The organism is Sodalis-like endosymbiont of Proechinophthirus fluctus, assembly GCF_001602625.1.
In the GTDB taxonomy this organism is placed as follows: domain Bacteria; phylum Pseudomonadota; class Gammaproteobacteria; order Enterobacterales; family Enterobacteriaceae.
In genome coordinates this window covers 14,115-26,633 of record NZ_LECR01000082.1, presented here as the reverse complement: position 1 = coordinate 26,633, position 12,519 = coordinate 14,115, and the positions used below count along the sequence as shown (strand labels likewise).

Sequence of the window (12,519 nt, the reverse complement as noted above, 5' to 3'; positions counted from 1 at the left end):
TCGCCAGCCCCAGGCCGGTGCCGCCGGACTCGCGATCTCGTGCTTCATCGGTGCGGTAGAACGGTCGGAAAATCTGCTCGCGGTCATCCTCGCTGACGCCGGGGCCATCATCGTCCACGGTAATGGTGATGCCCTGCTGATCAGTGCTGAACTCGACCGAGATCCGCTGGTGTGAATAACGCAGGGCGTTTCGCACGATATTTTCCAGCGCGCTGTCCAGCGCGGAAGGGTTCCCTATCAGTATCCAGTTGCCCGGTGGTGAGGTTAACTCTAGGCTTTTGCCTATTTGCTCCGCTTCAAACTGGGCGTCGTTAAGCACATCAGACCATAAATCATTAGCCTTCAATACTTCCCGCGACAGCTCGTTTTTATGCTGATTGCGGGACAGCACCAACAGATCGTTAATCATTGAATCAAGCCGCCGCGCCTCGGTCTCAATGCGCGCAAGTTCATATCCCTCGCCGTGCCGTCGGCGCATGAGCGCGGTCGCCAGCTGTAGTCGAGTTAACGGCGTGCGCAGCTCATGAGAGATGTCGGACAGCAGACGCTGCTGAGCGGTCACCATGCGCTCCAGCGCACTGACCATCTGATTGAAACTGACCCCAGTCGCTAAGAATTCCTGCGGCCCCGCTTCAAGCTCGGGATGCTGCCGCAGATTTCCGCGCGCCACTTCATCGGCGGCATGCTTCAGTTTACGCGCCGGTTTGGCTAAGCTCCAGGCCAGCCATAACAGCAGAGGGATGCTGATAAGCATGGTAAAAATCAGCAGTAGCAGCGGGCGATCGAACAGCAGGCTAATGAAGTCCGACTGGGCGCTGCCGACCGGACGAATTTGATAAAGCTGATAATTGTCTTCACCGTCACGAATGGAGAAAGGACCTACCAGCTCCGCGCGGCCATATTTTTTCTTTTGCGGATGATCAGCATTGTCCGATTGGCCGATGAAATTACGGATGATTTGCATCTCGTTGCGCTGGGCGCCAATGACCCGCCCTTCGCTGGTTACCAGAATTAAACGCTGGCCTGGCGGCGCCCATTTATCGATGGCGCGAAACAGCCGGCGCCACCACATCAAATCGTTAGTTGGGTCGGAGGCCAGTTCCGCCTCCACATGCTGTTGCAACATCACGCCCTGACGCTGCTCGCTGTCAAGTAATTGCGTCATTTGGCGAGAGTCCAATTTGGGCACCATGAGCACCAGCATAAGCACCAAAGCGAGGGTCAACCAAAATATGGCGAATATGCGTGCGGTCAACTTATTAATCACGCAGCGGATACCATCAAATATCCCCGGCCGCGTAGCGTTTTGAACCATGGATGCCCGTCTTTGCGTTCTGGCAGCTTGCGACGCAAATTTGAAATATGCATATCAATGGCCCGGTCAAATGGCGTCAATCGCTTGCCCAGAACTTCCTGGCTTAAGTGTTCGCGCGACACCACCTGGCCCAGATGCTGCGCCAGCAAATATAGCAAAGTAAATTCAGTACCGGTCAATTCCAGCAGCGTACCGTCGAAGGTCGCCTCCTGCCGGCCTGGGTTCAGGCGCAGAAAATCCACCCCAAGAGACGGCGTGCCTGCCTCTCCGGTCTGCTGTTGCTCCGTCCAGTGCGAACGGCGCAGTATTGCCCGAATGCGCGCCACCAATTCGCGATCATTAAACGGTTTGGGCAAATAATCATCCGCCCCCAACTCCAGGCCCAAAACGCGATCCAGCTCACTGCCGCGGGCGGTCAGCATAATCACAGGCGTCTGATGCTGCTGGCGCAGTTCTTTCAGAGTATCAATGCCATTCTTGCGCGGCATCATCACATCAAGAAGCAATAAGTCAATAGAACTGTCCAACTGGCTTAACGCCTGCTCGCCGTCATGGGCCATCTGGACATTAAAGCCTTCCATTTCTAATAATTCATTCAACAACGACGTTAATTCGCGATCATCATCAACCAAAAGGATTTTATTCATTTTATTCACCTCCTGAAGAAAAATACGTCATCAATCCCTTCTAATCTATGACTTTACGTAGCTTTACGCCGCCTGACGCATGTTTGCATCGGCTTGGGTAAACTAATTCTCATCATATAGCGACAAGGAAACATGCCAAGGGGGCCGGGATGCATAAATATGTCACCTTGTTCGTCGCTGTCGCGCTGGTCTCTGTTAGTGTTGTAGCCGCTGAAAAGAATACGTTGGAAAATTGGCAACAGGATGATGCCCTTACGCACCGGGTACAGGAAGGCCATTACAGTATGTTCGATGGTATTAAGCTTACAGAACAGCAGCGGCAGCAATTGCGGGATCTCATGAGCCTTGCAAGTCGCGCTACGCCCTGCATCAATATTAGTGAAATGGAACGCATGCATACGCTCGTGACCGCAAAAACTTTTGACGAAGCCGCTGTTAAGGAACAAACGGAAAAAATAGCCCAGGAGCAGGTTGCTCGTCAGGTTGAAATAGCTCGAGTGCGTAACCAAATGTATAATTTGCTTACGCTGGAACAGCGACAGATTCTAGAGCAAAAGCATATGCAGCGGATCAATGAGTTGAAGCTGCAGATGTCGGGCAGGATTTCGGCTTCTGCCCAGAAGCCAACAACAATACCAGTAACAAGCGAATAAAGAGTCATTTTTCTCCGCCATAGACACTATCCCTGTCTTTCCCCGCCTTATCAGCGGGGTTTTTTGTGGCGGATGAAAACGCTTAAAATCAACCAAAGCGGATTGCTAGGTCCTCTGTGCATTGTGGATAAAAGCAAAGCGCGCCACGCGCGAGTCTGTGAGCAAACCTCTTGCGTGCTCCAGGGTAACTACAATGGTTTGTGTCCACGGGCGACGTTAAAGAGGATCTCTGGTAACTTTGTGGGCAGAGAGGTTCCGTGATGTTTGACCTCCTTGTCCCTAACGGGGTCGCACCTGCATCCTGATGCAAAAGCAGTGCCGTCGAACCTTATGGATTGACCGGAAGCCCTCTCCCAGCTTTCATTAGCAAAGGTAGAAGCTGCTTCTGAGTAAAGGGCTCCAATGGATACTCTCACTGGCTGATAGAATAAGCTAAATAGCGTTTTCTATCTCCGCGGAGCAGAGGCCGTGACAATATGAGTTTGCGCCGGCATGGAAAAACATCTGCAATCAATCTGTAGACGGGTTCGTTGGCGGTGATCTCGGTGGAATTGCCAGAGAAAAGCGGCGTCCTGCTCCACAGCCTGTATCTGAAGCTCCTCGTGCAGTTAATGCATCAACGCAGTTGTCCGGCCGCTCGCTAGCTTCGATTTTACCCCCAGCTGCACAAAACAGGACGTATTCCGTTTTTTCGACTAGCAATATCTGTGGCCAAGCCCGTCAATGATCACCGCCGTAGCGATATGGATTGCTTTTTCATCCGCCATGTTCTTTTCTCTTATCTTATCTCGACCGTTTGATGTCTGGCACGTGGTAATTAGCGAAATATTCTTTAATTTCCAAAATAATTTTGGAAAAAATTAGCATATATTGCAATGGGAGATAAAAAATAATGACCCCAAAAAGGCACAAAGCTTGACATGAAGCCTTATTTAAGCCCATGTACATTGCTCGAAAATCTCTTCTGCGTCGCGGGGCGACCCAGCGCTATGAAAATCTCCGCCAACTCTGCTATTTTCATTTTTCGTTCATGTATGTTCGCGACAACGTGAAAGTGGGTTGATTAATCCGGTATGGGTGATTTCACGCTCGACTAACGACTGCGGGGAATCACCTCGATGATAGAACTGTCGTGCTGCAACGCCGCATCAGCAACGGCCTCTATCAGTTCGACCTGGCTTGCGTCTTTCCTGTAAACCGGATCATTGTCGTTAGCGGAGCCGTAAAATATTCCTATATTACTCATATGATTAACCTGTAATTAAGCTGGCTTAATGTTATTTTCCCGTGTGGGTGGGGGGCCGCTCGTATCGAGCGTTTCTAAATCTTCTTTCTCTCGGCCTAACGTGAAACAGAGAGCAAAGTAGTGTTAAGCCGACACAAACGACGACAATGCCAGGTCCATGTTTGGCATCAGTCAAGGGTTGCAGACCCTACGTTTAGGGTAATGACCCGGGCTGTCTTTTACGGCTGTGATGCGTTGCGAAAAGATCCGGCACAATGCCGGAGCTTTGGCTTCGCCATCCCGGCATAATTTTATCGTTTGCCGCCTCTGTTTGTTCGCCAGATAAAGCTGGAGCTCAGGCTCACAGGGTTGGAGCAAAAACAGCCGGAAAATTTCTCTATTGTGATCAGATTATGATGAAGTAGGTGATGCCCTCTCATACATGCGTGCCGATTTTCCGCGTATCTTTATCCTGATGCCCCTTATTTCAGCTCAGCATCTGGCCCAGTGTTTTTCTTATCCGCCTGATTTAGCACGAGTGGTTCCACCTCCGCGCGCCACAATAATTATCTTGAGGCGGAAGACGTAACGATAATTTCTTGATGATAATAGGAAAATATGACGCAAGGGATTCCATTATTTTGACGGTCTCAATGACAAAGAGTCTTCACATTGGTATCCCGGAGAGCAGAATTATTTCATTTTGCAAATGTGCTTTTATTTTAAGATCAATTTAATAATTATTGACAGGTATATGGAGGTGAACTAAACTAGAATGAACCGTCAGAAAGGTTACTAAAAAACGATAGCGAATAGCGTTTATTCTAGACATAATAGATGAAGCGTGACTTTTCATTTAAAAAATACATTCCCAGTGTCAATATAGTTTTGAAGAATATTAAAATGAGGAATAAAACTTATGGCAGAAACCCTTACCATGGGACGTCGGCCATGAGGCAAACGGCGTCGTAAAGAGGTATCAGGCTGACATTAATCCGAAGATTCCCGAGGGACGTTGTTGATAAGGGCCTTATAAGGATTATTTAGGACAGTGAAATTATATTTCAAAGCATTTGCATAACGACTTATATTAAAAAAATAATTCAATAAGGATTATGACGATGAGAAATTATATTTACTGGCGGGGCTGCGGGAAGGAAATCTATGAAACAGCAAGAATCTGCTCAAACTGTTAGTGCCATCATTAGCGTCATTGGCATTAAAAACCTCATTGCCGCCGCACTGTTTTGCGTTTTTTTTGTTTCTTCGGCGTTCATAGACTCTCTATCTAGGTAAAATCTGGTAAGGGGTTGCTTTACTACTGTTCTGCTGAACCTTCATCATCGCATTTATCTAGATCATATAATTTATAATATATTTATGTATATATAATGATAAATTCGCCAGAAAGTATGGTTGATCCCCGGCCGCCGAATTAACCCGGCGCGTGGTTAAGCGTATTTTCTAGCGATGATATTCCGGTGGATAAACCGTTTTAACCAGCGGCAAAAGTCTTTTAGCCTGTTCGACATGCTTGCTTTGATTGTTAATGTACGCCACATCGCTTGCACCATAGGCCACTACCCTGTCATCGGTCAGTATTATAGCACCCAGGCGCGAAAAGCAATGAGCGGCGGAGGGAAAGCCAGCGCCTCCGCTGCCGCGATCCATGATCTTACCTGATAAGGAATAAAATATGTCTAGGCACGTAATATTGCGCTAGACGCTTTAACGATCTGCGGCTTTTCACCGTCATAGCCGCTCTATAATCCCTTGTGCGTACGGCTTGCTAAAGAGGCGGGCTTTGAGGCATCTGGGGTAGTAGCAGTTTTGAGTTGGCGGCCAGCTATGCGGTGCCGTACGCTAATATTTTTCCCATGAGTATTCACCTGGAGATGACGCGTGCCATCGCTGCCGTCATCACGACGCCTGTGATCACGGATATCGATGCCGGATTCGGTAGCGCGCTAAATGTCAGCTATGTTATGATATAGTATGAGGCGTCCGGCGTTTCGGCGGTGATGATGGAGGATAAAACCTATCCAAAAGACACGAGCCTCCTGCGCTCCGGTGGGTAATAAGAATTAGTCAACATTGAGACGTTTCAGGGTAAGATTTGCGCCGCTATCGACGCCCATCAGGATAATAATTTAGTGATCATAGCCTGGGTTGAAGCATTGATGGCAGGGCTGGGCCAGGAAGAAGTATTGAGCCTGGCTTACGGATTACCAGAAAGCGGGAATGGATGCAATCCTCATCCATTCCCGGCAGAAAACGTCCGGGGGATCCTTGCTTTCATCGATGCCTGGGGATTCCTGGGGATGCCTGGGCAGGATGGGTTCTTCCGGTGCTGGTCCCTACGGCCTATCCATAGCCTACCGAATAGGCCATTGCTGCTAGCATAGCAGCAATGCGGGGGGATCGTTATTTAAAGAAATCACTCTATCCGTGCTGCTGTGGGGCGATGCGCATTTTTTTGGGCAGATATGGCACGATGGCGATATTTATCGTGTGGACGCGCCGCATTGCCGATCGTGAGCGGATGCGGATATTATCGCGCTACAAGGCGACACCAAAACGCGCGTGGTGGAGAGCAAATTTCTCAGATAAAAGCGACAGCGAAAACCGAGCTAGATAGCGGCGGCGTGGATAGGGTATCTCGGACGCCGAAAAAAATAGACCGCCGCGTGGGTTTATTTGAGCATCAGTATCGGAGGGCTATTGGTCAGCCACAATGTTACCACAAATATCAAAGTGGCGGCGGAAAATAACACAGAATGTCCAGCCTGTTTTCATGATCGACAACGATGAGTCGGATGATGAGCCGCGATGCCAATATAAATAAAGTAACGTAGGCGAAAGTTGATTACCCGGATTGAAAATATTTCACTATCAGATCGATAAATTTAAAGTAAATAAAATAAATGACGATGCTTGCTATTAGCATGTAGGTGTAAATTTTTCCCTAGAGTTGAGTAGTACCTGTCCCAAATCGAAGGTTTGTCTGCCTAAGAAAATAACCAAGATTATACTCAAGCATACCGGGCAGATATTCAAAACTATTTTCAGTGCATCGGCAATACGCATTCCGGAAATCATGGTATCACCACCCTACATTAACATTGTCCTTACGTTAACATTATCTGGCGATCTCTACGGCAGTATAACGCTTTTAAATGTGATTTATGTCACAAAATTAGACTGAGACGGTTAACCGGCGTCCGGTTTAACTGCAGTTTAAGTAAGGCAGGGGGGGCACGTTACCTCGGTAAACACACTGCCCTGTCGCGCTCGGTTAATACTAAAAAAGGTATATAAGGAGCATCCTAATAACACTGGTAAACACTTGGCAGCAGGGTTTTTCACTCGCTGATGTGACGACGGCGGCGGGCGCGGGCGCATTAAAGCGGAAGCGGCCAGGTACGTTTTACAGTATGATATGTACCGCAAAATGGGTATTTATTCGCTGAGTATTGGAAAGTATTCTGACGTGAATTAATTCATCTTTGGCATTTTGTTATACTCTTTCATCACAATCATCAGCATTCATTGCTGATGGGAAAAGCGGTAACAAACGTATTATACAAGTGTTATTTTAGTTCAGAGGTTAGTCATGATTAAAAAAATCGGTGTACTGACAAGCGGCGGTGATTCACCAGGAATGAATGCGGCCATCCGGGGCGTCGTGCGGGCTGGTATTTCCGAATGTATAGAAATTTATGGAATTTATGACGGCTACCTAGGCCTGTTTCAGGATCGGATGGCGAAACTGGACCGCTATAGCGTCTCGGATATGATTAACTGTGGTGGTACCTTTCTCGGCTCCGCGCGTTTTCCGGAATTCCGAGAGGAAGGCACACGCGTTATCTCCATTGAAAATATGACTAAGCGTGGACTGGATGCACTAGTGGTGATAGGAGGCGACGGATCCTATATAGGCGCCAAGCGCCTGACTGAAATGGGTTTCCCTTGCATTGGTCTACCTGGTACGATTGATAATGACGTGGCGGGCACAGATTACACCATTGGTTACTTTACCGCGCTGGAAACTGTCGTTGAGGCCATTGACCGCCTGCGCGATACTTCTACGTCACATCAACGTATCTCCATCGTGGAAGTCATGGGGCGTTATTGCGGTGATTTGACCATGGCAGCAGCCATCGCAGGCGGCTGCGAATTCATTGTACTACCTGAAGTGGAATTCAAACCAGAAGACCTGGTCTACGAAATCAAGGCGGGTATTGCTAAAGGCAAAAAACACGCCATTGTCTCGATCACCGAACACATTTGTAATGTCGCCGAGCTGGCGCAATACATCGAAAAAGAAACGGGACGGGAAACCCGTGCCACGGTGCTAGGCCATATCCAGCGTGGTGGCAGTCCGGTGGCATATGATCGTATTTTGGCCTCGCGCATGGGCGCGTATTCCATCGAACTGTTGTTGCAGGGCTATGGTGGCCGCTGTGTCGGGGTGCAAAATGAACGGTTAGTGCATCACGATATCATCGACGCCATCGAAAATATGAAACGGCCCTTCCGCAGCGATATTCTGGAGACGGCGAAAAAACTCTTCTGATTTTGCCGGTTAGCTTGCCATCGCTGCTGATGGTAAGAGTATTGGCGCGCTTTGCGGCAGCCACCTCATGCTTTTAATCCACATTATTTTATATAGTTATAAAAAATATTTTTTATTCTTTTACCTGGCTATGTTTTTCTGCCACTTTCTCAGAAAACGTTTTCACGTCCAAAAAATTTCCAGAGGGAGTAAAAGAGTCCAAATGGTGTGCTAGTATATTACTTATATTCCTGTCAGGAAGTGTAATGGCTAAGAATGTACAGCTTCTGAATATTTCCTATGATCCTACCCACGAACTCTATCAGCAATACAATAAGGCAGTTAGCCAATACTGGCAGTAAAAACCGGCGATCATGTTACGGTGCGCCACCAGTGTCTCTCACGGCGGTTCAGGTAAAAAAGCGACTTTCGTTATCATGGCATTGAAGCGGATGTGGTCACGCTAGCGCTGGAGTTAGATGTAGACTCTATCGCCGAACGTGGACACATTGATAAAACTGGATTACCCGCTTGCCCAACAATTCTACGTCTTGCACACCAACCATCGTTTTCCTGGTGCGTAAAAGTAAACCTGAAACAGATTCATGATTGGCGCGATTTGATCAAAACTAGTATGTCGATTACCACTACCCCTAATCCGGAAACTTCTGGCAGCGCGCGCTGGAACTATTTAGCGGCCTGGGGGTTTTATGCGCTGCAATAGAATAATAACGATTAGGACAAAGCGCAGATGCTTGTGAAAGCGCTGTTTAAGAATGTAGAAGTGCTTGATTCCAGCGCTCGCGGCGCAACTAAAACCTTTGTTGAGCAGCGGCCAGGAGGATGTACTTATCGCTTTGGAAAATAGGGAATTATTGGAGATTAATGAACTGAACAGTAACAGTAAGGATTAGTTTGAGATCGTCACTCCAAGTGAATCGATTTTAGCCGAGCCGACAGTATCGGTGGTAGATAAAGTGGTAGATAAGCGCGGAACCCGGGATGTAGCCACGGCATACCTTAACCATCTCTATATTCAATCGAGGGGCAGCGTTTTGCGGCGCAAAAATATTATCGTCCGCCTGATGCGGCTGTAGTGAGGAAATACGCCAAGAGTTTCCGACGCTACAGCTGTTTACCCTGGCTGAAACCTTCGACGATTGGACCAAGGTCCAGAAGGAACATCTCTCCAACGGCGGCAGTTTCTATCAGATTAGTTCACGTCAAGGGCGGGAGGGCAAGCCGCCGTCCTAGAGCCATAAACCATCCAGGGCTGGTCATTCTCTGACCAGCCCTGGATTTTTCAGGATGACGGTGAAGAACTCCATCTTCTTGTATAAGGCTGTCAGTCCTGATTCGCTTGCACCGCAGCTTTAACGACCACGGCAAAGGCGTCAGCCTTCAGCGATGCACTGCCGACCAAGGCTCCATCAATATCCTTCTGGGTAAGTAGTTCAGCGGCATTATCGGCGTTGACCGAGCCGCCGTACTGGATAATGACCTGTTCCGCGATTGCCGCATCATGTTTAGCGATATGGTCGCGGATAAATTTATGCACTGCTTGCGCCTGCGCCGGAGTGGCAGATTTGCCGGTTCCGATGGCCCAGATGGGCTCATAGGCGATAACGGTATTCTCGAATGCTTTGGCACCGAGGCTGTTCAGTACCGCATCAATTTGATGAGCGCATACCGCTTCAGTTTGTCCGGCTTCGTTTTCCACTTTGCTTTCACCGATACACAATACCGGAATCAGACCCGCCTCTTTCAGCACGGCGAATTTTTCGGCGATAACGTCATCGCTTTCTTTATGATAGGTGCGGCGTTCGGAATGACCGATGATGATATATTTCGCGCCTATATCTTTGAGTATTTCGGCGGAAACTTCGCCGGTAAAGGCCCCAGAAAGATGGGTGTCGACGTTCTGCGCCCCCAGAGCGATTCGGCTGCCGCCCAAATAATGTTTCGCCAGGTCTAGATAGGCTATCGGCGGGGCAATGGCCACGTCGCAGCCGACAACGCTGCTAAGTTCGTTACGCAGAGCCGCGATCAGTTCGATGACTATGTGTTTATTGCCATTAAGTTTCCAGTTACCGATCACTAATGGATGTCGCATTGTTATTCCTCCATTCAGGGAATGCGAGAGATGAAAATGACTGTCATAGGGCAAATTTTGCCTGACTTTAGTATTAAAGAAGAAAAATACTAAGGTGGCTTTTTGTCATTTATCGTGCATGAATCAGGGCTCGACCAGCGCAAGTTTGGCGGGTTCGAACGACAAATGTCAGCCCTTTATCACCATTGTCCGCTACTACGTAGCTAGCGCAGTGTGCCCCATTGCTGTTGGAAAAAGCGTGAACCCTGCCCGCGACTTAGCAGATTTAACACCCGTGCCGTGCTCTGTTGTTCCACGCTTATCGCCGGTTCAAATTCGCGCAGTAGAGCTGCTATATAGGCGATAGCAGTCGCGCGAGCGGCCTTTTCGGTACCGTCTTCCACCGAGAGGTAGGTAAGCTGCAGCGTTTTGATCTTGCCGCTACCTTTCTCCAGCGCCGCGGAGGTATACAATGTTTTGTTAATCTTACTGGCGGCGTGGGTAAGATTCTCCGGTTCTCTCAGGCCCTCCAAACGCGCAGAATTAGCCAATGGGCAAAGTCGGATTATGGCTATTGTACCGTTCGTGGAATTTCGTCACCGTGGTATCAAAGTGGAAGCGCCGGCTAGCAAATACAGCGTGGTCGGTGTGTTGCCGGCGTGTTGCGCCACGGCGGGTATCGCTTCCCCGCAGGCGACGCCGATGCCTATCGCGCAAAGTATCTCCAGCAACCAGGCTCTACGGCGGTATTATGTGGCGCCCCTGGCTGTTCGGCGCAGAGAACGGCACTGCCATTACCAGTAATGCTCGCTGGTCATATGACCTGGTTTGTGCTTAAAATTTTTTAGCATGCTACGGCTGTCCTTTAACATCTTCTGCGTGTCTCGCACCATTTGCGGGTTGCCACACAGCATAACGTGGCTGTTTTCAGCTTCCAACCGCAGATCCACTGCTTCCTCTAGCGAACCATCGGCAATCAGGGTGGGGATGCGGCCGGTAAGCGATCCTGGAGCCTGTTCGCGGCTGACCACCGTTTGGACGCGCAACTTACCGTTATAGCGCTGCTGTAGCTCCAGTATTTGCGGCAGATAGCTAAGGTCCTGAGCAAAGCGCGCTGCATGCACCAGAACAATCTGCTGGAAGCGCTGAAGTCCCTCGCCCTGATCGAGAATCGATAGATAGGGACCTAGTCCGGTACCCGTCGCCAGCATCCACAGATTTTCACAGGAAGGAATCTCGTCCAGCACAAAGAATCCCGCTGCTTCTTTAGTCACCATCAGGGTGTCGCCGGGCGTAAGCGCATGCAGCGGCGGGCTGAGTTTACCCTCCGGCACAGTTACAAGGTAAAATTCCAGGTTGTCATTTCGCGGCGCATTAACGTAAGAATAGGCGCGCTGAATCTTTTCGCCGTTGATTTCCAGCCTTAGCTTGGCGAATTGTCCAGCGGTAAAGGGGTCGACTGGTGCATGCACGATCAGACTAAAAAGACTCTCTGTCCAGTGCTTCACCTGGACCACGTTACCCGTTACCCATTCAGTCATAGTGTTTAACTCCCTTAGTTCCTGCCAGATGTTTCCCGGTTAACATGCGTTTATCCGCTCTGTCACAGCGGCTGAGATTCGTGCTTCAGGCCGCACGCCGGAGACCACCGGTGCGGCCTGAAGCACGAATCTGCGAACTGACCATTATCAGCTAATTTCGTTAACGCATCTAGTCCATGGCGCGGCAAGCGTAAGTTACGATGCGCGTACAGAAAAATTTACCATCTGTCCACTGAACATTACAGCTTGAGCGCCGGAATATTTAAGATATTAATTGGACTTGTGGCCTAGATGTGGTACTTATGTCGGAAAATTAACCAATATTCTGTATATATCACTATTTAAAATAAATGTAGATAATTAATAATCTATATAAGTAATTATAATGCTATTGATTATTCTGGTGGCTGTTGGGCAGATGGCTCAGACTATTTACGTGCCTAACATTTCTATTATCGCCCGCGATTTGATGGTGCGCGAGAGAGCGATAC

At 48.8% G+C, this 12,519-nt stretch carries 10 protein-coding genes and 3 pseudogenes; 5 read left to right on the top strand and 8 right to left on the bottom strand.

The genetic code is table 11. From position 1 onward, the window contains the following. On the bottom strand, positions 1 to 1,267 hold a 1,267-nt coding region (cpxA, locus tag BG74_RS08010), incomplete at its 3' end, for an envelope stress sensor histidine kinase CpxA (RefSeq protein ID WP_439895712.1). Next, on the bottom strand, positions 1,264 to 1,962 hold the full coding sequence (gene cpxR, locus BG74_RS08005; protein ID WP_066597694.1) for an envelope stress response regulator transcription factor CpxR: 699 nt from the start codon (positions 1,960 to 1,962) through the stop codon (positions 1,264 to 1,266). The genes cpxR and cpxA, both read right to left, overlap by 4 nt. Positions 1,963 to 2,111: 149 nt before the next feature. Here cpxR and cpxP point away from each other — a divergent pair, with 149 nt between their 5' ends. After that, complete coding sequence (gene cpxP / locus BG74_RS08000) at positions 2,112 to 2,615, top strand: cell-envelope stress modulator CpxP (RefSeq protein WP_066597693.1); 504 nt, start codon at positions 2,112 to 2,114, stop codon at positions 2,613 to 2,615. A gap of 1,093 nt (positions 2,616 to 3,708) precedes the next feature. On the opposite strand, the gene BG74_RS14080 is transcribed toward cpxP, so the two are convergent. Both BG74_RS14080 and BG74_RS07995 read right to left on the bottom strand, forming a co-directional pair. Continuing rightward, positions 3,709 to 3,861, bottom strand: a complete 153-nt coding sequence (locus tag BG74_RS14080; protein ID WP_187202794.1) for a hypothetical protein — start codon at positions 3,859 to 3,861, stop codon at positions 3,709 to 3,711. Positions 3,862 to 5,304: 1,443 nt separating this feature from the next. Continuing rightward, positions 5,305 to 5,511 carry a hypothetical protein gene (locus tag BG74_RS07995; protein ID WP_066597692.1) on the bottom strand — a complete coding sequence of 69 codons (207 nt, stop codon included), beginning with the start codon at positions 5,509 to 5,511 and terminating at the stop codon, positions 5,305 to 5,307. A 140-nt stretch (positions 5,512 to 5,651) separates the two neighbouring features. Between BG74_RS07995 and BG74_RS14075 the strand changes: the two genes are divergently transcribed. Next, complete coding sequence (locus BG74_RS14075; protein WP_256364249.1) at positions 5,652 to 5,834, top strand: isocitrate lyase/phosphoenolpyruvate mutase family protein; 183 nt, start codon at positions 5,652 to 5,654, stop codon at positions 5,832 to 5,834. A gap of 699 nt (positions 5,835 to 6,533) precedes the next feature. Here BG74_RS14075 and BG74_RS18020 read toward each other — a convergent pair. Further along, positions 6,534 to 6,939, bottom strand: a pseudogene (locus BG74_RS18020) (phosphate-starvation-inducible protein PsiE). A gap of 514 nt (positions 6,940 to 7,453) precedes the next feature. Here BG74_RS18020 and pfkA point away from each other — a divergent pair. Continuing rightward, a complete protein-coding gene (gene pfkA, locus BG74_RS07985) occupies positions 7,454 to 8,416 on the top strand; it encodes a 6-phosphofructokinase (protein WP_066597691.1) in 963 nt (320 codons plus the stop codon). 245 nt (positions 8,417 to 8,661) lie between these two features. Continuing rightward, positions 8,662 to 9,649 (top strand): annotated as a pseudogene (locus tag BG74_RS20850) (sulfate ABC transporter substrate-binding protein). Positions 9,650 to 9,740: 91 nt separating this feature from the next. Here BG74_RS20850 and tpiA read toward each other — a convergent pair. The 3 genes and pseudogenes from tpiA to fpr form a co-directional block, all read right to left on the bottom strand. Continuing rightward, positions 9,741 to 10,508, bottom strand: coding sequence for a triose-phosphate isomerase (gene tpiA, locus BG74_RS07975; RefSeq protein WP_066597690.1), 768 nt, complete (start codon positions 10,506 to 10,508; stop codon positions 9,741 to 9,743). A gap of 123 nt (positions 10,509 to 10,631) precedes the next feature. Then, positions 10,632 to 11,197 (bottom strand): annotated as a pseudogene (locus tag BG74_RS07970) (DUF1454 family protein). A gap of 84 nt (positions 11,198 to 11,281) precedes the next feature. Beyond that, positions 11,282 to 12,028: a ferredoxin--NADP(+) reductase gene (gene fpr, locus BG74_RS07965; RefSeq protein WP_066597687.1), complete on the bottom strand. Its 747-nt coding sequence runs from the start codon at positions 12,026 to 12,028 to the stop codon at positions 11,282 to 11,284. Positions 12,029 to 12,413: 385 nt separating this feature from the next. Between fpr and BG74_RS18010 the strand changes: the two genes are divergently transcribed. After that, on the top strand, positions 12,414 to 12,519 hold a 106-nt coding region (locus BG74_RS18010; protein ID WP_244267448.1), incomplete at its 3' end, for a hypothetical protein.

Bases quoted from the DNA above. Each gene is read 5' to 3' on its own strand.
- cpxR (WP_066597694.1), bottom strand. From the start codon at position 1,962: ATGAATAAAATCCTTTTGGTTGATGATGATCGCGAATTAACGTCGTTG.
- cpxP (WP_066597693.1), top strand. From the start codon at position 2,112: ATGCATAAATATGTCACCTTGTTCGTCGCTGTCGCGCTGGTCTCTGTT.
- BG74_RS14080 (WP_187202794.1), bottom strand. From the start codon at position 3,861: ATGAGTAATATAGGAATATTTTACGGCTCCGCTAACGACAATGATCCG.
- BG74_RS07995 (WP_066597692.1), bottom strand. From the start codon at position 5,511: ATGGATCGCGGCAGCGGAGGCGCTGGCTTTCCCTCCGCCGCTCATTGC.
- pfkA (WP_066597691.1), top strand. From the start codon at position 7,454: ATGATTAAAAAAATCGGTGTACTGACAAGCGGCGGTGATTCACCAGGA.
- tpiA (WP_066597690.1), bottom strand. From the start codon at position 10,508: ATGCGACATCCATTAGTGATCGGTAACTGGAAACTTAATGGCAATAAA.
- fpr (WP_066597687.1), bottom strand. From the start codon at position 12,028: ATGACTGAATGGGTAACGGGTAACGTGGTCCAGGTGAAGCACTGGACA.